Consider the following 21,334-nt stretch of genomic DNA (forward strand, 5'->3'; position numbering starts at 1 on the left):
GCCCACGGCACCGCCTACGACATCGCCGCAAAGGGCATCGCCAATATCGGCGCTACACGCGCCGCATTCAGCCTCGCCGCAAATATCGCCGCGAAACGCATTGACGCCTCGGCGGCGCAGAAGGCGTCGGCCTGAGCGGGCGGTCGAGACGACGAAGAAGGAATAAGGGAGGAAGTGATGAAGAACGGGTGGATGACGAGCGGGTTCTCGCGGTTGTTTGCCATGTCCCTGCTCGGCGGGGGCTTTCTCGTCGCCGGCGCGGCCGGTGATGCCGCGAAGGCCGAATATCCCGACAGGCCGGTGACGATCATCGTGCCGTGGGGTGCCGGCGGCGGCACGGATACCATCGTGCGTCTCTTCGCCGTGGGTTTCGAGGAAGCGCTCGGCGTGCCCGTCAACATCGTCAACCGCACCGGCGGCAATGGCGTCATCGGCCACACCGCCATCGCGACCGCGGCGCCGGACGGCTACACGCTCGGCGCCTGCACCTCCGAGATCAGCTATTTCAAGACGATGAACCTCGCGCCGCTGACGCCGGAATCCTTCGACCTCATCTCGCGCATCGCCGAGATCCCGGCCGGCGTCACCGTCAAGACCGGCGGCCGCTTCCAGGACCTGAAGTCCGTCGTCGAGGCGATGAAGTCGGAGCCGGCCGGCACGCTGACGAGCTCCGGCTCCGGCCTCGGCGGGCCGTGGCACCTCGCGATCGCCGGTCTCGCCAGGATGGAGAACCTGCCGGCGAGCACCGTCAAGTTCGTGCCGAGCCAGGGCGGCGCGCCGGCCCTGCAGGATGTCATGGCCGGCGGCATCGACCTCTTCACGGGCTCGCCCGTCGAGGCCAAGTCGCTCGCCGAATCGGGCGAGGTGAAGGTCGTCGCCGTCATGGCGAAGGAGCGCCTCGCCGCCTTCCCGGACGTGCCGACGGTCAAGGAGGCGATCGGCGTCGACTGGACGCTGTCGAACTGGTTCTCGCTCTGCGCACCGCCCGGCCTGCCGGCCGAGGTGAAGGCGAAGATCGTCGAGACCGGCAAGAAGGGCCATGCCGCCCCGAGCGTGCAGACGAACCTCAAGGAGCGCGGCATCACGCCCGTGTGGGACGGTCCGGAGCAGTTCGCCGAATTCGCGAACGCCTTCGCGGGAACCGCTGCGATTCTGCTCAAGGATCTCGGCTTGGCCAAGTAAGCTGGCCAAGTAAGCTGGCCAAGCAAGGTCGTGGACGCAATGTCCTGAAGGCTGCGGTCGGTGAGCGGCCGCAGCAGCAGGTCATCCAGGGTTGTTCGCCGCATGCCGAGAGGGAGCTCGAGACGCATGGCGCGCTCCGACATCGCCCTCGGTCTCGTCATCGCGGGGCTCAGCACCGCCTTCGCCGTCGAGGCGAGCGGCCTGCCGACCGCGCCGGGAACCGAGTTCTCCGCCGGCTTCGTGCCGATGATCCTCGGCTGCGGCGGGGCACTCGCGGGCCTCGGCATCGCCGCCGAGGGCTGGCGGGGTGCAGGCGCCGATCAGCAGGGTGAAGCAGGGCAGCCGCCGACCCTCGCAGGGCTCGTGCGCTGCCTGTCGGTCTTCCTCGCCGCCATCCTCTACGGCCTGTTTGCGGCGCGGACCGGCTTCGTGCCCGCGGCGGCGGCGGTCATCGGTGGCCTTGCGCTCGTCTTCGGCGCCTCGCTGCGGCTCGCCGCGGGAGCAGCCGTTGCCGGCAGCCTCACCCTGTTCCTCGTCTTCAGCCACCTGCTGCGCGTGCCGCTGCCGCCGACGCCGTGGCTGTCCGCCCTCTGGCCGTTCTGAGAGGCGAGCACCATGACCGCCATCGCCGGGGCCTTCGCGATCGTCCTCGATCCCGCGACACTCCTCGTCATCGTCGGGGCGAGCCTGCTCGGCATGCTCATCGGCTCCATTCCGGGCCTCACGGCCGTGATGGGCACGGCGCTGCTCGTGCCCATCACCTTCTTCATGGATCCGGTGCCGGCAATCGCGGCCATGGTGGCGATGACGGCCACCGCGATCTTCGCCGGCGACATCCCCGGCGCCCTTCTGCGCATTCCCGGCACGCCGGCCTCGGCGGCCTATGTCGACGAGGCCTATGCCCTGACGCGGCGCGGCAAGCCGGAGGTCGGGCTCGGGCTCGGGCTCGTCGCCTCGACGGCCGGCGGACTCGTCGGCTCCATCTTCCTCATCGTCTGCGCGCCGCTTCTCGCCCGCATCGCGCTCGGCTTCTCGACGGCGGAATATTTCTGGCTCGCCCTGCTCGGGCTCTCCTGCGCCGCCTTCATCGGCACGGGCAAGCCGCTCAAGGGCCTCTTCTCCCTCCTCTTCGGCCTTGCCGTCTCCACCGTGGGGCTCGACCCCGCCTCGGGCGTGCCGCGCTTCACCTTCGGCTCCATCGACCTGATGGGCGGCATCAACCTCATCCCGGCGCTCATCGGGCTCTTCGCCATCTCGGAAATCATGCGTGGCGCCCTGCACGGCGCCCCGGCGGTTCGCGAGGGCATCGGCACCTTCGGCCGCGTCACGGCGGGGCTGTGGCAGAGGGCGCGTGAGCATGGGCGCAACATCGCGCGCGGCAGCGTCGTCGGCACCCTCGTCGGCGCCCTGCCGGGGGCGGGCGCCGACATCGCCGCCTGGATCGCCTATGCCATCTCGCGCCGCTTCGCCCGTCGGCCGCAGGACTTCGGCAAGGGCAGCCTCGAGGGCCTCGCCGAGGCCGGGGCGGCCAACAATTCCTCGCTCTCCGGCGCCTGGGTGCCGACGCTCGTCTTCGGCATCCCCGGCGACAGCATCACCGCCATCGTCATCGGCGTCCTCATCCTCAAGGGCATGGAGCCGGGGCCGGCGATCTTCATCAAGCAGCCCGAGATGATCTACGGCGTGCTGATCAGCTTCTTTCTCGCCAACCTCCTGATGCTGCCGCTGGGGCTCGCCTTCATCCGCGTCGCGCGGCATGTCGTGCGCGTGCCACCCACCATCCTGCCGCCGCTCGTGCTGATGGCCTGCATCGTCGGTGCCTTCAGCCTCAACAACAGCCTCTTCGACGTGTGGGTGATGCTGGCCTTCGGCGTCATCGGCTGGCTCATGGAGGAGAACGGCATTCCCGTCGCCCCCGCCATCCTCGGCCTCGTGCTCGGCGGCATGCTCGAGTTCAACTTCACGACGACGCTCATCAAGTCCGACGGCGATCTCCTCGCCTTCTTCATGCGGCCGGTGGCGGCGGGCCTCGGCGTCGTCACGCTCCTCGTCTGGGCCGTCACGCTGTTCCGGCTGGTGCGGCCGGCGCGTGGAGCGGGCGTCGCGGCCGGCCCCAGGGAGGCATGAGGGCGATGGAGCGGCTGCCCTTCGTCGATGCCCATCACCATTTCTGGGACCCCTCGGCGAACCCGCATCCCTGGCTCGTCGAGGAGCCGATGATCCCCTTCCGCTACGGTGATTACGGCGCCATCCGCCGGCCCTTCCTCGCCGCGGATTACCAGGTCGTGGCGGCGCGCCAGAACGTCATTGCCTCGGTCACCATGGAGGGTGAGTGGGACCGGCGTGACCCGGTCGGCGAGACGGCCTGGCTCGCCCGCCTGCGCGAGCGCCACGGCGCGCCGGCGGCGCATGTGGCGCAGGCGTGGCTCGATGCGGACGACGTGGAGGAGGTGCTCGCCGCCCAGGCGGCCTTCCCCTTCGTGCGCGGCGTGCGCCACAAGCCGCGCAGCGCCGAAAGCCCGGATGCGGCGCGGATGGGCGAGGCCGGATCCATGGGCGATCCCGCCTTCGGGCGCGGCTACGCTCTGCTTGCGCGATATGGCCTGAGCTTCGACCTGCAGACGCCCTGGTGGCATCTCGGGGAGGCCGCGGCGCTCGCCGAACGTCACCCCGACGTGCCTATCATCCTCAACCACACGGGCCTGCCCGCCGACCGCTCGCCCGAGGGACTGGCAGGTTGGCGTGCGGCGCTGCGGCACTTCGCGCGCCTGCCCCACGCGGCCATCAAGATCTCCGGCCTCGGCCTCAAGGGGCGCCCATGGCGGCTCGAAGAGAACCGCGCCATCATCCGCGACGCGATCGAGATCTTCGGCACCGAGCGGGCCATGTTCGCCTCGAACTTCCCGGTCGACGGCCTCGTCGGCGATTTCGACACCGTCATCGACGGTTTTCGCGCCGCGGTGGCCGACCTTGCCCGCGCGGAGCAGGAAAGGCTCTTCAGCGCCAACGCGATCAGGATCTATCGTCTGAAGGGCGTCGGCTGAGCATTCAGCGGATGCCGGCGCGCAGGAAGGACTGCACGAAGGCGCGCTGGAAGATGAGGAAGGCGACGAGGAGCGGAGCCGCCGTCATCAGCGTGGCGGCCGAGATGATCGACCAGTCGATGCCCTGGTCGGTGGAGGAGAACACCGCGAGCCCCACTGTCAGCGGACGTGTCTCGACCGAATTGGTGACGATGAGCGGCCACAGGAAGTTGTTCCAGTGGTGGCTCACCGAGACGAGGCCATAGGCGACGAAGACCGGCCGCGCGAGCGGCACGTAGACACGCCAGAGCACGCCGAGAGTGGAGCAGCCCTCGACGATCGCCGCTTCCTCCAGTTCCTTCGGCACGGTCATGAAGGTCTGGCGCAGGAGGAAGATGCCGAAGGCCGAGGCCATGTAGGGCAGCGCCACCGCGCCGATGGTGTCGACGAGCCCGAGGCCGAACATCGTGCGGTAGTTCTCGACGATGAGGATGTCCGGCATGACCATGAGTTGCATCAGCACCAGCGCGAACAGCAGCGACTTGCCGGGAAAGCTGTAGCGCGCGAAGGCATAGGCCGCGAGCGTGCAGACGAGGAACTGTCCGGCGAGGATCATGGTGACGATCGCCGTCGTGTTGAGCAGATAGCGGCCGAAGGGCGCGGCCTCCCAGGCGGCGACGAAGTTCGCGAGCGTCAGCGGCGCCAGGAGGTCGAAGCGCGTGGCGTAGGCCGAGGGATGGAAGGCGGTCCACACCGCATAGGCGAGCGGCAGGATCCATATGAGGCCGAGAAGCCAGGCGCCGACCGTCTCGATCGCGCCGGCGGACCGGTCGGCGAAGCTCATCGATAGTGGATCCGTCGCTCGAGGAAGAGGAACTGCACGGCCGCCAGCACGGCGAGGATGGCGAGAAGCACGGTCGTCAGCGTTGCCGCATAGGCCGAATCCCAGAAGCGGAAGCCGATCTCGTAGATGTAGTAGAGCAGCAGGGCCGTGGCATTGTCCGGCCCGCCGCGCGTCATGACCACGATGTGGTCGACGAGGCGGAAGGCGCCGATGACCGCATTGACCAGCACGAACAGGGTCGTCGGCATCAGGAGCGGCAGGGTCACGCGCCGGAAGAAGGTGAAGCGGCTCGCCCCCTCGATCGCCGCAGCCTCGCGCAGGTCGTGCGGGATCGTCTGCAGGGCGGCGAGATAGAAGATCATGAAGAAGCCCGCCTCCTTCCAGACCGCAACGGCGATGACGGCATTGAGGGCGGTGTCGCGCGAGCCGAGCCAGTTCGTCTGCGCCACGCCGAAGAGGCCGAGGACCTGGTCGAGCAGGCCGTAGCCGGGCGTGTAGAAGAAGAGCCAGATATTCGCGACCGCGATCATCGGCAGCACGGTGGGCGTGAAATAGGCCATCCTGAGCGCCGCCCGGCCGGGCAGGCGTGCGTCGACGGCGAGTGCCATGACGAGCGCGAGGATGACCGAAAGCGGAATGGTGAGGGCGGCGTACCAGACGTTGTTCGCCATCGCCTGCCAGAAGACGGGATCGTCGAGGAGATGGCGATAGTTGCCGAGGCCGATGAAGACCTCCGGCCGGTTGCCGCGCGGCGTGGTGTAGAGCGCGCCGATGAAGGTGCGCACCGCCGGCACGTGCGTGAAGGCCGCCAGCAGCACGACGGCGGGCAAAAGCAACAGCGAGGCATGGATCGAGGCGCGGAGGCGGCTCACGGCAGGGTCCGGGGAAAGGGCCCGCGCGGGTGAGGAACCCGCGCGGGCGAGGGTCAGATCACTGGAAGGGGCGCAGCACGCGGTCAGCCTCGGCCTGGGCGTCCTTCATGGCCTGGGCCGGCTCCTTGGCGCCGGTCAGCGCCGCCTGCAGACCGTCGTTGAGGGCCTTGGTGACGCGCTGGTTGTCGTGGGTCGACAATTCCGCCACCGCGACGTCGAGCTGGTCGCGGGCCACCGCTGCGGCCGGGAACTCGGCGGCATATTTCTTCATCGCCTCGGTCTCCCAGGCGGCCGGCGTGACGGCGACATAGCCGGTGGCGATCGACCAGGCGGCCGCCTGCTCCGGCGCCGTCGCCCACTTGATGAAGGCGAGGGCGGCCTTGCGCTGCTCGGGCGAGGCGTTCTTGAAGATGTAGAAGTTGCCGCCGCCGGTGGGCGAGCCGCCGCGCACCTTGGCCGGCAGCATGCCGACTCCGAAGGGGAAGGGCGCGTTGCTGCGCACGTTGGTCAGGTTGCCGGTGGTCGTCCACATCATGGCGACCTTGCCCTCGAAGAAGTCCTTCGGGGTGGTGCCCCACTCGACGATGCCTTCCGGATGCACCTTGTGCTTCTTCGAAAGGTCCACCCAGAACTGCAGCGCCTCGACGACGCGCGGGTCGTCATAGGTCACCTTCGTGCCGGCCTCGTTGGCGAGGATGACGTCGTTCTGCGTCGTCAGGGCCTGGAACAGCCAGTAGGGGAAGCCCGAGGACGGGATCTGCACGCCCCAGCGGGTCACGTTGCCGGAGGCGTCGCGCTTGGTCAGCTTCTCGGCGGCCGCGACCATCTCGTCCCAGGTCTTCGGCGCCACCTCCGGATCGAGCCCGGCCTCCTTGAAGGCATCCTTGTTCCAGTACTGCACGATGGTGGAGCGCTGGAAAGGAATGCCCCAGGTCTTGCCGCCGGTGCGGCTGTTGAGCATGAAGCCCGGGTAGAAGCCGTCGAGCCAGGCCTTGTCGGCGTCGGACACCAGCTCCTCGAAGGGGACGATCGCGTCCTCGTCGATCAGCGTGAACATGTCCGTCGAGAGGATGACGGCGAATTCCGGCGCGTTGCCGCCCTTGAGCGCGGTGACGACCTTGGTGATCGTGTCCTGGTAGCTGCCGGAATAGATCGGGTTGACCTTGATGTCCGGATTCGCGGCCGAGAAATCGGCGACCATCTTGTCGATGATCTTGGTGATGGGGCCGCCGACGGCGACCGGATAGTACATGTTGACCGTGGTCTCGGCCGAGGCCGGCGCCACGGCGAGCGCGAGCGACGCGGCAAGCGCGGCCGCCCCGCAGCGGACCTGCGTGAAAAACTTCATGCCCCTTCTCCCCGTTCGGGTGCGTTGCAGCCGTTGCCGTTCGCTTCGACGCGCCGGCCGCTGCCCGCGTCGAAGAAGTGGAGATCGCCCGCCGCGCAGCTGACGCCGACGGCCTCGCCGATGCGGTGGCGCGCGTGGCCGTCGGTGCGGGCAATGAGCTTCGCCCCGGCGGCGTCGAGGGTCAGCAGCGTGTCCGCGCCGAGATATTCGATCGCCTCGACGGTGGCCGTGAGCCCGTGCCCGGGCGCATCGACGCGCAGCCGCTCCGGCCGCACGCCGATGCTGCCTTCGGCGGCGGCAGGGACATCGGGCGCGAGCCCGGCGCCTGCCGCGGCGGGCAGCAGGTTCATCGGCGGCGTGCCGAGGAAGCGGGCGGCAAAGCCGCTCGCCGGACAATCGTAGAGCTCGGCGGGCGTGCCCTGCTGCTCGATACGCCCGTCGCGCATCAGCACCACCCGGTCGGACATCGTCATGGCCTCGACCTGGTCGTGCGTGACATAGATCATCGTCATGCCGAGCCGGCGCTGCAGGCCGCGGATCTCGGCGCGCATCTCCTGGCGCAGCTGGGCGTCGAGGTTCGACAGCGGCTCGTCCATCAGGCAGACGGCGGCATCGGCGACGATGGCGCGGCCGAGGGCGACGCGCTGGCGCTGGCCGCCGGAGAGCGCGGCGGGCTTGCGGTCGAGAAGCTGCGTGAGGCCGAGCGTCTGCGCCGCCCGCTTCAGCCGCTCGTCGCGCTCGGCGCGCGGCACGCGCCGCACCTTCAATCCGAACAGGATGTTCTCGGCCACCGAGAGATGCGGAAACAGCGCGTAGGACTGGAACACCATGGCGATGCCGCGCTCGGCGGGCGAGCGGCGCGTGACGTCGCGCCCGCCGATGGCGATGGCGCCCGCGCTCGGCTGCTCGAGCCCCGCGATGAGGCGCAGCGTCGTCGACTTGCCGCAGCCGGAGGGGCCGAGCAGGACCGTGAATTCACCCGAGGCGCAGGTAAAGCTGATGCCGTCGACCGCCGGCGAGCCGCTCCAGACCTTCGTCAGATTGTCGACGACGATTTCTGCCATGTCCCGCAACGCTGTTTGCCCATCCTGACCAGTCATGAAACGTTATCGGGCAGTGATCGGCGTTTCGATTATTTCTGTTATGACACAGGGTGTGAATTGAGCAACCAGCGCTCGGGTATCCGGGAAGCGGCGTAGCGAAGGCGGATGACGCTTCGATGAAGGAGCGGCAACAGTTTCGTGACGCTCCACCGGTCCCTTGTGGATGTCCGGCCCGGCCGCATGTCGGCGGCGGTGGTCGCGTGTCCGACGACCGGAACGGCGCCAGGACCCGTTGCATCCCGTCCATATGTCGGCTAGTCTCGACATATGGAAAACGAACAGGCCATTCTCGCCTTCGCGGCCTTTGCCCAGCCGACCCGTTTCGAAGTGTTCCGCTTGCTCGTCGAGAGCGAGCCGGAGGGGCTCGCGGCCGGAGAGATCGCGCGGCGCCTCGCCGTGCCGCACAACACCATGTCCTCCCATCTCGGCATCCTCGCGCGGGCCGGCCTCGTCAGCGCCGAGCGGCGCAGCCGCTCCATCGTCTACCGGGCCGAGCTCGACACGGTGCGCGCCCTGACCGCCTTCCTGCTCAAGGATTGCTGCGGCGGGCGGCCCGAGATCTGCGCTCCGCTCGTCGCCGAGCTCGTGCCCTGTTGCCCTCCAGCCCGAACGAACGCCCAAGCCACCCACGAGGCCTGATCATGGCTGACCCGATCTACAACGTGCTCTTTCTGTGCACCGGCAATTCCGCCCGCTCCATCCTGGCCGAGAGCATCCTCGCCAAGGACGGGGCAGGGCGGTTCCGCGCCTTCTCCGCCGGCAGCCGGCCCAAGGGCGTCGTCCATCCGCTGGCGCTCAAGGTGCTCGAGAGCTACGGCTATCCGACCGCTGGGCTACGCTCGAAGAACTGGGAGGAGTTTGCCCGGACCGACGCGCCCGTGATGGACTTCGTCTTCACCGTCTGCGACAGCGCGGCCGGCGAGGCCTGCCCGCTCTGGCCCGGCCAGCCGATGACGGCCCATTGGGGCATCGAGGATCCCGCCGCCGTCGAGGGGACCGACATCCAACGGGAAGCCGCCTTCGTCGCCGCCTTTCGCTACATGAAGAACCGCATCTCCGTCTTCACGGCGCTGCCGATGCGGAGCCTCGAGCATATCGCGCTCGGCTCCCGGCTCGCCGAGATCGGACAGCTCGAAGGGGCGACGAAGCCGCGCCCCAGCGCGGCATGAGGAGCACCATGGACGTCGTCATCTATCACAACCCCGCCTGCGGAACGTCGCGCAACACCCTGGCGATGATCCGTAATGCCGGCGTCGAGCCGCATGTGATCGAATATCTGAAGACGCCGCCGGCGCGCGCCATGCTGCAGTGGCTGATCGCGCGCATGGGCATCCCGGTGCGCGACCTGCTGCGCGAGAAGGGCACGCCTTATGCCGAGCTCGGCCTCGGCGACCCGGCGCTGAGCGACGATCAACTCCTCGACGCCATGCTCGCCCATCCCATTCTCATCAACCGGCCGATCGTGGTGAGCCCGAAGGGCGTGCGCCTCTGCCGCCCGTCCGAGGAGGTGCTCGACCTCCTGCCGCCGCAGCGCGGCGAATTCGTCAAGGAAGACGGCGAGCGCGTCGTCGACGAGCACGGCCGCCGCGTCGCGACGGCCTGAGGAATTCCCATGTCCACCTTCGAACGCTATCTGACCCTGTGGGTCTTCCTGTGCATCGTCGCGGGCGTCGCGCTCGGCTCGCTGGCGCCCGCCGTGTTCCACGCCATCGCCGGGCTCGAGGTGGCGCGTGTCAACCTGCCGGTCGCCGTGCTCATCTGGCTCATGATCGTGCCGATGCTGGTGAAGATCGACTTCGCCGCCCTCGGGGAGGTTGGCAGGCACTGGCGCGGCATCTCCGTGACGCTCTTCGTCAACTGGGCGGTGAAGCCGTTCTCGATGGCGCTGCTCGGCTGGCTTTTCATCGGTTACCTGTTCCGGCCCTATCTGCCTGCCGACCAGATCGACAGCTATATCGCCGGCCTCATCCTGCTCGCAGCCGCGCCGTGCACGGCCATGGTCTTCGTGTGGTCGAACCTGACGAAGGGCGAGCCGCACTTCACCCTGTCGCAGGTGGCGCTCAACGACGCCATCATGATCGTCGCCTTCGCACCGATCGTCGGCCTGCTGCTCGGCCTGTCCGCGATCACCGTGCCGTGGGACACGCTCATCCTGTCGGTGGCGCTCTACATCGTCGTGCCGGTCATCGCAGCGCAGGTCATCCGCGCCCGGCTTCTCAAGACGGGCGGCGAGGCGGCGCTGGCGCGCTTCCTCGGCGTCCTGCAGCCGCTCTCGCTCGTCGCGCTGCTCGCGACGCTGGTGCTGCTCTTCGCCTTCCAGGGCGAGCAGATCCTGGCACAGCCGCTCGTCATCGCGCTCCTTGCGGTGCCGATCCTGATCCAGGTCTATTTCAACTCCGGCCTCGCCTACCTCCTCAACCGCATGAGCGGCGAGGCCCATTGCGTCGCCGGACCCTCGGCGCTCATCGGCGCGTCCAATTTCTTCGAGCTCGCGGTCGCCGCCGCCATCAGCCTGTTCGGCTTCAACTCCGGCGCGGCGCTCGCCACCGTCGTCGGCGTGCTCATCGAGGTGCCGGTGATGCTGTCCGTCGTCTGGATCGTGAACCGCTCGCAGGGATGGTACGAGGCGCGCGGCGCGCGCGTCTCCGAGGCGCCGCGTTGAGCGGCGGGGCGCCGTGCACGCCTTCCCCGGCGCTTCCGTCCCCCGGTGATGCCGGCCGCGAGGGAAATCGCCCGCGCGACAATCTATAGATTGATCAGGACGGCGAAGTGCTGGCACATTCCGCGCGCATCACGCGAATCCATGCCCGCCTCGTGCTCCACCTGAAGTCCCTCGTGAACGAAGCCTCCGTCCGCAGCCGGCCCGCGCAGCGCCCGCTCTTCCTCCACTTCGAGGACGATCCGCGCGCCGATGCCGCGCATGATGCCTGTTTGCATGGGCCGGACCTCATCGTCGCGCCGGTCGTCCGCCGTGCCGGTTCGGCCTTCGCGAAGCTCTCCGCCGGTCCGAGGACCCTCTGAGGCATGTCGCCAGGCGAGCTCATCGGTTTCCTGGCGCTCGCGTTCGTCGCCGCCTATGCCCAGACGCTGACGGGTTTCGCCTTCGGCCTCATCACCATGGGCGGCGTCGGTCTCACCGGCCTCCTGTCCCTGCCCGACGCGGCGATGATCGTGAGCGTGCTCACGCTCGTCAACGCGACGCAGATGTTGCTGAAGGGCTGGCGGGACGTCGCCTGGCGCGAGTTCGCCTTTGTCATGGCCGCGAGCGTGCCGCTTCTCTTCGTCGGCTACTGGCTGCTCGAATGGCTCGCCGACACCCGGGCCGACATGCTGCGCCTCGTGCTCGGCGCCGTCATCATCGCCTCCAGCCTGCAGCTCGCCATGCGGCCGGCGCCGCTCGCGCGCAAGTCCGGCGGCGCCTCCTTCCTCTTCTTCGGCGGCGTCGCGGGCCTCATGGGCGGCATGTTCTCCACGGCCGGGCCGCCGCTCGTCTTCCATTTCTATCGCCAGCCGCTGGCGCTGGCGACGATCCGCGAGACGCTGGTCGGCGTCTTCGCGCTCAACGCCGTGTTCCGCATCGGCCTCGTCGTCTTTTCCGGCAACCTGCCCGGGCCTTCGACGCTGACCGGCCTCTTCGCCATCCCGGCCGTGATGGCGGCGACCTTCGCCGCGCGCCGCCGGCCGCCGCCGATCGCGCCGCAGGTGATGCGGCGCATCGTCTTCGTCCTCCTCTTCCTGTCGGGGGTGTCGCTGGGCGCCCCCGCCGTCCTGCGCCTCCTGGGAGTGCATTGATGACCGTACACGACAAGACAGCCGGCCGCCGCGTGCTCGACCTCAAGGACCCCTCGCTGCTGTCGGGCAAGGCCTATGTCGCCGGCGAGTGGATCGACGCGCCGGACGGCCGGACGTTTCCCGTCACCGATCCGGTCGACGGCGCGCTCATCATGGAGGTGCCGGACCTCGGACCCGAGATCACCCGCCGTGCCATCGACGCGGCGCAGGTGGCGCAGAAGGCATGGGCGAAGCGCCCGGTGAAGGAGCGCAGCCAGGTCCTGCGGCGCTGGTACGAGCTCATCCTCGCCAATGTCGACGACCTCGCGCTGATCCTGACGACGGAGCAGGGCAAGCCGCTCGCCGAGGCCAGGGGCGAGATCGTCTCCAACGCCGCCTATCTCGAGTGGTTCGCCGAGGAGGCGAAACGCATCGACGGCGACGTCATTCCCGGTGCGCGTCCCGACCAGCGCATCGTCGTGCTCAAGCAGCCCGTCGGCGTCTGTGCGGCTATCACGCCGTGGAACTTCCCCAATGGCATGATCACCCGCAAGGTTGGCCCGGCGCTGGCGGCCGGCTGTACCATGGTGCTGAAGCCGGCGGCGCAGACGCCTTTGTCCGCCTTCGCGCTTGCCGTGCTCGCCGAACGGGCGGGCGTCCCGAAGGGGGCCTTCTCGGTCATCACCGGCGAGGCGCGGCCCATCGGCGAGGAATTCTGCCGCAACCCGAAGGTCGCCAAGATCACCTTCACCGGCTCGACGGGCGTCGGCCGCTGGCTGATGCGCGAAGCGGGCGACGGCATCAAGCGCCTGTCGCTGGAACTCGGCGGCAATGCGCCCTTCATCGTCTTCGACGATGCGGATCTCGACGCCGCCGCCGAAGGCGCGATCATCTCCAAGTACCGCAACGCCGGCCAGACCTGCGTATGCGCCAACCGCATCTACGTGCAGGAGAATGTGGTCGCGGCCTTCACCGAGAAGCTCGTGGCGAAGGCACGCGCGCTCAAGCTCGGCCGCGGCACCGAGGATGGCGTCGCCATGGGCCCGCTGATCGACGAGCGCGCCGTCGCCAAGATGGAGGAGCACGTGGCCGATGTCCTCGCCAAGGGCGGCCGGCTCGTTCTCGGCGGCAAGCGTTCCGACCTCGGCAGCACCTTCTTCGAGCCGACGGTGATGACCGGCATCACCCAGGAGATGAAGGTCGCCAAGGAGGAGACCTTCGCGCCGCTCGCGCCCATCATCGCCTTCCGCGACGAGGAGGAGGTGATTTCCATGGCCAACGACACCGAGTTCGGCCTCGCCTCCTATTTCTATGCCAGGGACATGGCGCGCGTCTGGCGTGTGGCCGAGGCGCTGGAGAGCGGCATGGTCGGCGTCAACACCGGCCTCATCGCCAACGAGATGGCGCCCTTCGGCGGCGTCAAGCAGTCGGGCATGGGGCGCGAGGGCTCCAAATACGGCATCGAGGGCTTCCTCGAGCTGAAATACGTCTGCCTCGGCGGTATGTGAGGCCGCGCCCGCGCGGTCATCGTCGTCCCGTCGCGTGGCTTGCAGAAGACCTCGGCCCGGCTTTCTCAAGCGGGCCGAGGTGGCGGCTGCCTCGTTCGCCGCTCTGGTGCAGCCCGGGCTGCCTGTGAAGTGAAGTTCGAGGTTGGTGTGCTGCAGATTCCAGTGCTGTCGCGGTTGACCCCTCATGAGAGGACAGGTTAAGCGGGAAGAGCTGCAGTCCTGCTGTGGCAGCCGGCGGGCCATTCCGTCCGGAAGTCCCTCGCCGATCATCTTCTGATCGAGGCCGTGAGGCCGGATCAACGCCGCGCAACTGTTTAATTGCCAGAGCGAGAGGTGGCGGCAATGCGAATTGCTTGCTTGCGCGCGACAACCACGATCCTGTGTGCGCTCGCTTTCATCCTTCTCGCCGCAGGCCATGCCCGCGCCCAGGAGGCAGGTACAAGCCGGCCGGGTGGCGAGCCTATCGCCGTCGGCGTCCATGTCAGCCCGCCTTTCGTCATGAAGGACGGCGCACGTTTCAACGGCATGGCGGTCGAGCTCTGGGAGGAACTGGCGGCGCGCCTCGAGCGCCCGTACACCTATCGCGAATACGCGACGTTCGGCGACCTGGTGCGGGCGACCGAGGCGGGGGAGGTCGACCTCGCGGTTTCCAACCTGACCGTGACCGAGCGCCGGGCGCAGCAGATCGATTTCACCCAGCCCTGGTTCGACGGCGGGCTGCGGATCATGGTCAGCGCGGGCGCCGGCGCCGGCTTCTGGGACGTCGTCGGCGGCCTCAGCGATTCGGGCTATCTGCGCTCCTACGCCTGGATCGCCCTCGTCATCCTGGCCGCAGCGGTGCTGCTGACGGCTTTCGACCGGTATTTCGACAAGGATTTCCCGCGGCGCTGGCGCGACGGCTTCGCGGAGAGCTTCTATACGGTCATGCAGGTCGCCACCACCGGCCGGCCCGCATCGCGAAAAAACCTCTTTGGCTGGATCGGGCGCATCTGGCAGGGGCTCTGGCTGGTGGCGGGCGTCGCGGTTCTTGCCTTCGTCACCTCGTCGGTGACGAGCGTCATGACCACGCTGGCGCTCACCAACCAGATCCACGGCATCCAGGATCTCGCCGGCCGGACGGTGGGCGTCCTCAGGGATACCGTCGCGCATGAATATGTGCGCGGGGCGGGGCTGCGCCACAGCTCCTTCCTCAGCATCGAGGAGGCCGTCGCGGCCTTGGGCGACGGCAGCATCGCGGCGATCGTCGAGGATGCGCCGGTCCTGGAATATTACGCCCATTCCCGTCCTGGAGCCGGGGTGAGGGTGGTCGGGCGCCTCTTCGAGCCGGACAAGTACGCCTTCGGCACGCCACACGGCAGCGATCTCCGCCGCCCGGTCACGGTCCAGATCCTCGCGGCCCACGAGCGCGGGGAGATCGCCAGGCTGCGGGCGAAATATTTCGGCGACGGCTCCTGATCCGCTCCGGTCTCAGGCCGCGTCGGCCGGCTTGAGGTCGCCGAGCATCGTCGGCAGCAGCTCCGAGACGGTCGGGTGGATGTGCATGGCGCGCTGCATGACATCGTAGGGCGCCTTGGCATACATCACGTCGAGGATGGTGTGGACCACCTCGTCGCAGCCGACGCCGAGCAGGGCCGCGCCGAGGATGCGCCGGTCCCCGGCGTCCACCAGGATCTTCATGAAGCCGAGCGCCTCGCCCTTCTCCACCGCCCGGCCGACCCGGGCCATCGGCCGCTGGGCGACGAGGTAGCGCTTGCCGGCCTTGCGCGCCTCGGCCTCCGACATGCCGGCGCGGCCGAGCGGGGGATCTGTGTAGAGGCAATAGGCGGGGATGCGGTCGTCGACGCGGCGCGGGTCGTCGTCGAGCAGGTTGGCGGCGACGATCTCGAAATCGTTGTAGGCGGTGTGGGTGAAGGCGCCGCGGCCGTTGCAGTCGCCGAGCGCCCAGATGCCCTCGACATTCGTCCGCAGCTGGTCGTCGACGGTGATGTAGCCGCGCTCGTCCGTCTCGACCCCGGCCGCATCGAGGCCGAGATCGTCGGTGTTCGGCCGCCGCCCGGTGGCGACGAGCAGGTGGCTGGCGGCGATCTCCGGCGCGCCGCGCGTGCAGTCCACCTTGACGGTGATGCTTCCCTCGCGCCCCGAGACGCTGGTGCATTCGGCGCCGAGGCGCAGCGCGACGCCTTCCTTCTCCAGGATCTCGGCCACCGCCGCCGAGATGTCCTCGTCCTCGCGCGCGATGAGCCGCGGCGCCATTTCGACCACCGTCACGCGGCTGCCGAAGCGCCGGTACATCTGCGCGAATTCGAGGCCGATGTAGCTGCCGCCGATGACGACGAGATGCTCCGGCAGCTCACTGACGTCCATCATACTGCTGTTGGTGAGATAGGGCGTGCTGTCGAGGCCGGGGATCGGCGGCGCTGCGGCGCGCCCGCCGACATTGATGAAGATGCGCTTTGCCCGCAGCGTCTCGCCGCCGACCACGACGGTATCTGGGCCGGTGAAGCGGGCGTGGCCCTGGAGCACGGTGCAGTTCGCCAGCCCCCTGACCCAGCTCTCGACGCCCGAGCGCGACTTGCCCGAGATCGCATCCTTGCGCGCCTTCACGCGCTCCATGTCGACGGCGACCTCGCCCTGGATCGCCACCCCGAAATCGGCCGCGCGGTGCGCCATGTGCGCGGCATAGGCGCTGGCGACCAGCGCCTTCGTCGGGATGCAGCCGGTGTTGACGCAGGTGCCGCCGAAGAACTTGCGCTCGATGACGGCGAGCCTCATGCCGGCCTCGGAGAGCCGCGCGGCGAGGGCGGGGCCCGCCTGGCCCGTGCCGATGATGATCGCGTCATAGTCGTGCATGGAGCGGTCCTCCCTGAAGCTCGGGATGATGGATGCCGGCTCTGCGCCCAGGATGCGCCATCGCAGGGCGGGCGGTCGATGCCCCTAGCCTCTCACAGGAGGTCCGGAGGCGCCACCGGTGGCAACGGACTCTCAAAAGCCCTTCGGCTGGGGTCTGAGTGCCACCATCGGCCTGCGCGGAACCGGATCTACGTCGTGGCCCCCCGCTTCTCCTCCGTCAGAAGGTCGTCGTGATGACGGACACGCGCAGGAGCGCCATCATGCCGGATAGTCCTCAGCGGAAGCGCAGGTTCCGCCGGGTGAGTTCGCCGACCGAGGCGCAGCCCATCAGCTTCATGTCGCGTTCGATCTCGTTGCGCATCAGCTCGAGGGCGCGCTCGACGCCGGCCTGTCCGGCGGCGGCGAGCGGGAAGAGGTAGTAGCGGCCGAGCCCGACCGCCTTGGCGCCCAGCGAGAGGGCCTTGAGCACATGGGTGCCGCGCTGCACGCCGCCGTCCATCATGACGTCGATCCGGTCGCCGACCGCATCGACGATCTCGGCCAGCTGGTCGAAGGCGGTGCGCGAGCCGTCGAGCTGGCGCCCGCCGTGGTTGGAGAGGACGATCCCGGTGCAGCCGATCTCGACGGCGCGCCGCGCATCCTCGACCGACATGACGCCCTTGAGGCAGAACTGCCCGCCCCATTCGCGCACCATCCCCGCGACGTCGTCCCACGACATGGAGGGGTCGAGCATCTCCGTGAAGTAGCGGCTGATCGACATCACGCCGCCGCCCATGTCCACATGGCTCTCGAGCTGCGGCAGCCGGAAGGGCTCGTGGAGGAAATGGTTGAGGGCCCAGGAGGGCTTGACGGCGAACTGGGTGATGCCGGCGAGATTGAGCCGGAAGGGGATGGAGAAGCCCGTGCGCTTGTCGCGCTCGCGGTTACCGCCGGTGATGCTGTCCACGGTCAGCATCATCACCTCGACGCCCGCCTCCTTGGCCCGGGCCGTCATCTCGCGGTTCAGGCCGCGGTCCTTGTGGAAGTAGAACTGGTAGACCTGCGGGCCGCTGCTGATGCGGCGCGCCTCCTCCAGGCTGACGGTGCCGAGCGAGGAGACGCCAAACATCGTGCCGAACCGCGCGGCGGCCGCCGCCACCGCGCGCTCGCCCTGATGGTGGAAGAGGCGCTGCAGCGCCGTCGGCGAGCAATAGACCGGCAGCGCGAGCCTCTGCCCCATGACGCTCACCGACATGTCGACGTCACCGACGCCGCGCAGCACATTGGGCACGAGGTCGCAGCGGTCGAAGGCCTCCGTATTGCGGCGATAGGTGACTTCGTCGTCGGCCGCGCCGTCGATGTAGTTGAAGATCGGCCCCGGCAGGCGTTGCCGCGCCATGCGGCGGAAGTCGTGGAAGTTGTGGCAGTCCCTGAGACGCATGCGTGCCCCTGTCGCTCGACGGCAGCCGCAGTAGCACATCGGTGGCGCAAGTCCATGCGCCGCCGCAACCATCGCTTCAGAAACGAGGCGCTGGCGAAGCGATGGCGGGGCCGCTGCGGTGCGTCCGCGGGCCGCGCTCGGCGCGCGGCGCCGTTCCGTAGGCGCGGCGGTAGTCGCGGCTGAACTGGGTGGGGCTTTCATAGCCGACGGCGAAGGCGACGGCCGAGACGGGCTCGCCGGTCTCGACGAGCCGGCGGCGCGCCTCGATCAGACGCAGGGACTTCTGGTACTGGACGGGCGAGGTCGCCGTCACCGCCTTGAAGTGCTCGTGGAAGCTCGACGGGCTCATGCCGGCGATGGCGGCCAGCTCCTGCGTGCGGATGGGGGCGGACCAGTGCCGCCGGATATGGGCGATGGCCTTGGCGATGCGGCTGGCGCGGCTGTCGGCCCGGGCAAGCTGGCGCAGCATTCCCCCGTGGCGGGACAAGAGCACGCGGAAATGCAGCTCGCGCCGGACGAGCGGCAGCAGCACCCGCTGCTCGAGCGGCTTGTCGGCGAGATCGAGGAGCCGCGCCATCACGTCGACGACCGTCCGGTCCGCCGTGCCCGCGGCGACGGCGGCGGCGCGCGCGTCCTCGATGGCGGCGGGCTCGATCTCCGCATGGAGCGCGCGCAGGAGGTCGAGGTCGATCTCGCTGGCGACAGCCACATAGGGCGCGGCCGCCGTGGCCGACACGATCCGCGCCCGCGTGACGAGGTCGTGCGAGACGATGGCCGTCTCGCCCGCGGCAAAGCGGACGGCATGATCGCGATGCACGATTTCCTTGGCGCCCTGGAGGACGAGGCAGACCATGGGGTGATAGAGCCTGGGCTCGATCTCTGCCGGTGCATGGGCGCGCACCACGCTGACGCCGTCGAGGCCGGCCGGCACGGGGGCGCTACCGGCCTTGCGTTCGTCGGCAATGGCGATGCAGCGCGTGATCAAGGCTGGAGCGGTCTGGGTCATTCCAACTTTCTACACCACCTGCGTCGCGGGACATGCGCTTTTTCCGACCATTCGGAGGATCGGGCAGGTATCGCGGAGGATGTGGCAGGCACCGGGAGGCGCGGCGCGTCATATGGAGCTCATCTGACAGGAAGGGATGACGACATGACGATCGCACTCATCACCGGCGGCAGCCGTGGCCTCGGCCGCAGCGCGGCCCTTCACCTTGCTAGGAACGGGGTCGGCATCGTGCTGACCTACCAGAGCAACGCGGCGGCGGCCGAGGAGGTCGTCGCGGCGATCCGGGCGGAGGGCGGCAAGGCCGTCGCCCTGCCGCTCGACACCGGCCGCGTGGGCACCTTTCGCGCCTTCGCAGAGTCCCTGGCCGGCGCGCTGCGGCAGCACTGGGGCAGCGCGACCTTCGACATCCTCATGAACAACGCCGGCCATGGCGTGCACAGGAGCTTCGCCGAGACGAGCGAGGAGGAGTTCGACGGCCTCATGGCGGTGCACCTCAAGGGCGTGTTCTTCCTGACCCAGACGCTCCTGCCGATGATCGCCGACGGCGGGCGCATCCTCAACGTCTCCACCGGCCTCGCGCGCTTCAGCCTGCCGGGCTATGCGGCCTATGCCACCATGAAGGGCGGGGTCGAGGTCCTGACGCGCTACCTCGCCAAAGAGCTCGGTCCGCGCCGGATCGCCGTCAACACCATCGCGCCGGGCGCGACGGAGACCGATTTCGGCGGCGGCGCCGTGCGCGACGTGCCGGACGTCAACCGCATGGTCGCGGAGACGACCGCCATGGGCCGGGCGGGCCGGCCGGATGACATCGGAGCCGCTGTCGCGGCCCTGCTTGCGCCGGGCACGGGCTGGATGACCGCCCAGCGCATCGAGGTCTCGGGCGGCCGGAACCTCTGACCCGACGGGCCGGGCGCGTCACCCCTCGCGGGTGGCGAGCTTGGCCGTTACTTTCGCCGGCGTGCTACGGCGGCCGAGCAGCACGAAGGGCAGGCCGGCGAGCAGCACGCCCACGCCGACCAGCGCGCCAAGGCCGGTATAGACGAGGCTCGAATAGAGCAGATAGGCGCAGGTCAGGCAGAAGATGGCGGGCGTCAGCGGGTAGAGCGGGGCGCGGAAGGCATTCCGGTGCCCGCCCTCGCGCTCGCGCAGCACGAAGAAGGAAATGCCGACCATCAGCAGGAAGAACCAGAACACAGGCGCCGTATATTCCACGATGGCCTGGAAGCCGACACGGGTGCCTGCCCCGAGGCCGACGAGGAGGAGGGCGATGGCGCTCTGGGCGAGGATGGCGTTGCTCGGCATGTCGGAGCGCTCCTCCCAGGTGCCGATGCGCCCGAGCAGGGGCAGGTCGCGGCCGATGGAATAATAGAGCCGCGCGCCGATGAAGATGGTGGCGTTGAGCGTGCTCAGCGCGGCGAGGCAGACGATGAAGGCGACGGTGAGCGAGGCGCCCGGCCCGAAGAGCTGGCGCAGCGTCTCGGCGGCGACGACGTCGCTCCCGCGCAGGCCCTCGAGGCCGAGGACGTGCAGGAAGGCTAGGTTGGCGAGGAGATAGAGCGCCATGATCGCGAAGACGCTCAGCGCCAGCACGCGCGGCATGTTGCGGCGCACGTCCTTCATCTCGGCGGAGAGATAGGCCGCCTCGTTCCAGCCGCCATAGGTGAGGAGGATCAGCACCATGGCGAGCCCGACGGCGCCTGCGGAGCTCGCGCCGGTTGCCGGCGCCGGCTCGGCGGTGCCGCCGCCGAGGGCGAGGCCGAGGACCGCGATCATCACCACGCAGCCGATGGTGAGGAGGCTGAAGAAGATCTGCAGGCTGCGGCTCTGGCGCGAGCCGACGAGATTGACGCCGGTGAAGACGAGGATCGCTGCGGCAGCGTAGATCGCCGGGCCCGCGGGGCCGAGCGGCACGATCTCCTGGGCATAGTCACCGAAAACGAAGGCGACCGCCGCGATGGCTCCGGTCTGGATGACGGTGAGCCGCGCCCAGGCGAAGAGCAGCGCGAGCGGCCGTCCGATGGCGCGGTCGAGGTAATGATACTCACCCCCGGTGTGCGGATGGGCGGAGCCGAGCTCGGCATAGATGAAGGCGCCGACGAGCGTCACGAGGCCACCGGCGATCCAGACCGCGATGAAGGCGAATTCGCTGCCGACATTGGCGGCGACGATCTGTGGCGTGCGGAAGATGCCGATGCCGACGACGATGCCGATGAGGATGGCGACGCCGTCGAGGACGCTCAGGCTCGCGTGCGGCGCGGCGGCGCCGCTTCCGGCGGCTCGCGCGGCCGTCTTCACCGACGCTTGGGGGGTGGCTGTGCGTTGCAAGTTTTCCTCCATGGCGCCACGGCGCGGACAGCGGCGAGGGTGCTGTCGGGCAGTGATCTGACGGCTTGCTCCGGCGAGGGGC

Annotated in this window: 21 protein-coding genes and 1 pseudogene; 14 read left to right on the forward strand and 8 right to left on the reverse strand. The window is 69.0% G+C overall.

Annotated elements, in window-relative coordinates; translation table 11 throughout:
• The 5 genes and pseudogenes from GGR16_RS26280 to GGR16_RS16195 all read left to right on the forward strand — a co-directional run.
• Positions 1 to 135: pseudogene (locus GGR16_RS26280) on the forward strand (4-hydroxythreonine-4-phosphate dehydrogenase PdxA); the annotation flags it as partial.
• Positions 136 to 177: 42 nt separating this feature from the next.
• Positions 178 to 1,182: a tripartite tricarboxylate transporter substrate binding protein gene (locus GGR16_RS16180; RefSeq protein ID WP_019404713.1), complete on the forward strand. Its 1,005-nt coding sequence runs from the start codon at positions 178 to 180 to the stop codon at positions 1,180 to 1,182.
• 126 nt (positions 1,183 to 1,308) lie between these two features.
• Positions 1,309 to 1,785, forward strand: a complete 477-nt coding sequence (locus GGR16_RS16185) for a tripartite tricarboxylate transporter TctB family protein (protein WP_019404714.1) — start codon at positions 1,309 to 1,311, stop codon at positions 1,783 to 1,785.
• Between the two features lie 12 nt (positions 1,786 to 1,797).
• Complete coding sequence (locus tag GGR16_RS16190) at positions 1,798 to 3,309, forward strand: tripartite tricarboxylate transporter permease (RefSeq protein ID WP_019404715.1); 1,512 nt, start codon at positions 1,798 to 1,800, stop codon at positions 3,307 to 3,309.
• Positions 3,306 to 4,226 carry an amidohydrolase family protein gene (locus GGR16_RS16195; protein WP_040405610.1) on the forward strand — a complete coding sequence of 307 codons (921 nt, stop codon included), beginning with the start codon at positions 3,306 to 3,308 and terminating at the stop codon, positions 4,224 to 4,226. The genes GGR16_RS16190 and GGR16_RS16195 overlap by 4 nt, the downstream gene beginning before the upstream one ends.
• Before the next feature lie 4 nt (positions 4,227 to 4,230).
• Here the strand turns inward: GGR16_RS16195 and GGR16_RS16200 are convergent, their stop codons facing one another.
• From GGR16_RS16200 to GGR16_RS16215, 4 genes are read right to left on the reverse strand one after another with little or no spacing between them, the layout of a single operon-like run.
• The gene (locus GGR16_RS16200; RefSeq protein WP_019404717.1) at positions 4,231 to 5,049 is read right to left on the reverse strand and encodes a carbohydrate ABC transporter permease; all 819 of its coding nucleotides are present in this window, start codon (positions 5,047 to 5,049) and stop codon (positions 4,231 to 4,233) included.
• The gene (locus tag GGR16_RS16205; RefSeq protein ID WP_053194165.1) at positions 5,046 to 5,921 is read right to left on the reverse strand and encodes a carbohydrate ABC transporter permease; all 876 of its coding nucleotides are present in this window, start codon (positions 5,919 to 5,921) and stop codon (positions 5,046 to 5,048) included. Before GGR16_RS16205 ends, GGR16_RS16200 begins: the two co-directional genes overlap by 4 nt.
• Positions 5,922 to 5,979: 58 nt before the next feature.
• Complete coding sequence (locus GGR16_RS16210) at positions 5,980 to 7,269, reverse strand: ABC transporter substrate-binding protein (protein WP_019404719.1); 1,290 nt, start codon at positions 7,267 to 7,269, stop codon at positions 5,980 to 5,982.
• Positions 7,266 to 8,333, reverse strand: coding sequence for an ABC transporter ATP-binding protein (locus GGR16_RS16215; RefSeq protein WP_019404720.1), 1,068 nt, complete (start codon positions 8,331 to 8,333; stop codon positions 7,266 to 7,268). The genes GGR16_RS16210 and GGR16_RS16215 overlap by 4 nt, the downstream gene beginning before the upstream one ends.
• Positions 8,334 to 8,639: 306 nt before the next feature.
• On the opposite strand from GGR16_RS16215, the gene GGR16_RS16220 reads away from it, so the two are divergent.
• The 8 genes from GGR16_RS16220 to GGR16_RS16255 all read left to right on the forward strand — a co-directional run bounded on the left by GGR16_RS16220 (position 8,640) and on the right by GGR16_RS16255 (position 15,106).
• Complete coding sequence (locus GGR16_RS16220) at positions 8,640 to 9,011, forward strand: ArsR/SmtB family transcription factor (protein WP_019404721.1); 372 nt, start codon at positions 8,640 to 8,642, stop codon at positions 9,009 to 9,011.
• Positions 9,012 to 9,013: 2 nt separating this feature from the next.
• On the forward strand, positions 9,014 to 9,541 hold the full coding sequence (locus GGR16_RS16225) for an arsenate reductase ArsC (protein WP_019404722.1): 528 nt from the start codon (positions 9,014 to 9,016) through the stop codon (positions 9,539 to 9,541).
• A gap of 8 nt (positions 9,542 to 9,549) precedes the next feature.
• Complete coding sequence (gene arsC, locus GGR16_RS16230; RefSeq protein WP_019404723.1) at positions 9,550 to 9,975, forward strand: arsenate reductase (glutaredoxin); 426 nt, start codon at positions 9,550 to 9,552, stop codon at positions 9,973 to 9,975.
• A 9-nt stretch (positions 9,976 to 9,984) separates the two neighbouring features.
• Positions 9,985 to 11,034 (forward strand): ACR3 family arsenite efflux transporter, encoded by a 1,050-nt coding sequence (gene arsB, locus GGR16_RS16235; protein ID WP_019404724.1) that lies wholly within the window; start codon positions 9,985 to 9,987, stop codon positions 11,032 to 11,034.
• 173 nt (positions 11,035 to 11,207) lie between these two features.
• Positions 11,208 to 11,393 carry a hypothetical protein gene (locus GGR16_RS26285; RefSeq protein WP_343059844.1) on the forward strand — a complete coding sequence of 62 codons (186 nt, stop codon included), beginning with the start codon at positions 11,208 to 11,210 and terminating at the stop codon, positions 11,391 to 11,393.
• Positions 11,394 to 11,396: 3 nt separating this feature from the next.
• Complete coding sequence (locus tag GGR16_RS16245; protein ID WP_183317265.1) at positions 11,397 to 12,164, forward strand: sulfite exporter TauE/SafE family protein; 768 nt, start codon at positions 11,397 to 11,399, stop codon at positions 12,162 to 12,164.
• On the forward strand, positions 12,164 to 13,651 hold the full coding sequence (locus tag GGR16_RS16250) for an NAD-dependent succinate-semialdehyde dehydrogenase (protein ID WP_183317266.1): 1,488 nt from the start codon (positions 12,164 to 12,166) through the stop codon (positions 13,649 to 13,651). Before GGR16_RS16245 ends, GGR16_RS16250 begins: the two co-directional genes overlap by 1 nt.
• 357 nt (positions 13,652 to 14,008) lie before the next feature.
• Positions 14,009 to 15,106: a transporter substrate-binding domain-containing protein gene (locus GGR16_RS16255; RefSeq protein ID WP_281380627.1), complete on the forward strand. Its 1,098-nt coding sequence runs from the start codon at positions 14,009 to 14,011 to the stop codon at positions 15,104 to 15,106.
• 12 nt (positions 15,107 to 15,118) lie between these two features.
• Here GGR16_RS16255 and GGR16_RS16260 read toward each other — a convergent pair whose 3' ends face one another.
• The 3 genes from GGR16_RS16260 to GGR16_RS16270 form a co-directional block, all read right to left on the reverse strand.
• The gene (locus GGR16_RS16260; RefSeq protein WP_183317268.1) at positions 15,119 to 16,501 is read right to left on the reverse strand and encodes an FAD-containing oxidoreductase; all 1,383 of its coding nucleotides are present in this window, start codon (positions 16,499 to 16,501) and stop codon (positions 15,119 to 15,121) included.
• Between the two features lie 274 nt (positions 16,502 to 16,775).
• Positions 16,776 to 17,921, reverse strand: coding sequence for an alpha-hydroxy acid oxidase (locus tag GGR16_RS16265; protein ID WP_019404731.1), 1,146 nt, complete (start codon positions 17,919 to 17,921; stop codon positions 16,776 to 16,778).
• A 76-nt stretch (positions 17,922 to 17,997) separates the two neighbouring features.
• Positions 17,998 to 18,927, reverse strand: coding sequence for an AraC family transcriptional regulator (locus tag GGR16_RS16270; protein WP_183317269.1), 930 nt, complete (start codon positions 18,925 to 18,927; stop codon positions 17,998 to 18,000).
• Between the two features lie 144 nt (positions 18,928 to 19,071).
• Here GGR16_RS16270 and GGR16_RS16275 point away from each other — a divergent pair, with 144 nt between their 5' ends.
• The gene (locus tag GGR16_RS16275) at positions 19,072 to 19,824 is read left to right on the forward strand and encodes an SDR family NAD(P)-dependent oxidoreductase (protein WP_183317270.1); all 753 of its coding nucleotides are present in this window, start codon (positions 19,072 to 19,074) and stop codon (positions 19,822 to 19,824) included.
• Between the two features lie 18 nt (positions 19,825 to 19,842).
• On the opposite strand, the gene GGR16_RS16280 is transcribed toward GGR16_RS16275, so the two are convergent.
• Positions 19,843 to 21,252, reverse strand: coding sequence for an APC family permease (locus tag GGR16_RS16280; RefSeq protein ID WP_246373140.1), 1,410 nt, complete (start codon positions 21,250 to 21,252; stop codon positions 19,843 to 19,845).
• Positions 21,253 to 21,334: the final 82 nt, after the last annotated feature.

This window comes from Chelatococcus caeni (assembly GCF_014196925.1).
GTDB lineage: Bacteria > Pseudomonadota > Alphaproteobacteria > Rhizobiales > Beijerinckiaceae > Chelatococcus_A > Chelatococcus_A caeni.

Bases quoted from the DNA above. Each gene is read 5' to 3' on its own strand.
- GGR16_RS16180 (WP_019404713.1), top strand. From the start codon at position 178: ATGAAGAACGGGTGGATGACGAGCGGGTTCTCGCGGTTGTTTGCCATG.
- GGR16_RS16185 (WP_019404714.1), top strand. From the start codon at position 1,309: ATGGCGCGCTCCGACATCGCCCTCGGTCTCGTCATCGCGGGGCTCAGC.
- GGR16_RS16190 (WP_019404715.1), top strand. From the start codon at position 1,798: ATGACCGCCATCGCCGGGGCCTTCGCGATCGTCCTCGATCCCGCGACA.
- GGR16_RS16195 (WP_040405610.1), top strand. From the start codon at position 3,306: ATGAGGGCGATGGAGCGGCTGCCCTTCGTCGATGCCCATCACCATTTC.
- GGR16_RS16200 (WP_019404717.1), bottom strand. From the start codon at position 5,049: ATGAGCTTCGCCGACCGGTCCGCCGGCGCGATCGAGACGGTCGGCGCC.
- GGR16_RS16210 (WP_019404719.1), bottom strand. From the start codon at position 7,269: ATGAAGTTTTTCACGCAGGTCCGCTGCGGGGCGGCCGCGCTTGCCGCG.
- GGR16_RS16215 (WP_019404720.1), bottom strand. From the start codon at position 8,333: ATGGCAGAAATCGTCGTCGACAATCTGACGAAGGTCTGGAGCGGCTCG.
- GGR16_RS16220 (WP_019404721.1), top strand. From the start codon at position 8,640: ATGGAAAACGAACAGGCCATTCTCGCCTTCGCGGCCTTTGCCCAGCCG.
- GGR16_RS16225 (WP_019404722.1), top strand. From the start codon at position 9,014: ATGGCTGACCCGATCTACAACGTGCTCTTTCTGTGCACCGGCAATTCC.
- arsC (WP_019404723.1), top strand. From the start codon at position 9,550: ATGGACGTCGTCATCTATCACAACCCCGCCTGCGGAACGTCGCGCAAC.
- arsB (WP_019404724.1), top strand. From the start codon at position 9,985: ATGTCCACCTTCGAACGCTATCTGACCCTGTGGGTCTTCCTGTGCATC.
- GGR16_RS16245 (WP_183317265.1), top strand. From the start codon at position 11,397: ATGTCGCCAGGCGAGCTCATCGGTTTCCTGGCGCTCGCGTTCGTCGCC.
- GGR16_RS16250 (WP_183317266.1), top strand. From the start codon at position 12,164: ATGACCGTACACGACAAGACAGCCGGCCGCCGCGTGCTCGACCTCAAG.
- GGR16_RS16260 (WP_183317268.1), bottom strand. From the start codon at position 16,501: ATGCACGACTATGACGCGATCATCATCGGCACGGGCCAGGCGGGCCCC.
- GGR16_RS16265 (WP_019404731.1), bottom strand. From the start codon at position 17,921: ATGCGTCTCAGGGACTGCCACAACTTCCACGACTTCCGCCGCATGGCG.
- GGR16_RS16270 (WP_183317269.1), bottom strand. From the start codon at position 18,927: ATGACCCAGACCGCTCCAGCCTTGATCACGCGCTGCATCGCCATTGCC.
- GGR16_RS16275 (WP_183317270.1), top strand. From the start codon at position 19,072: ATGACGATCGCACTCATCACCGGCGGCAGCCGTGGCCTCGGCCGCAGC.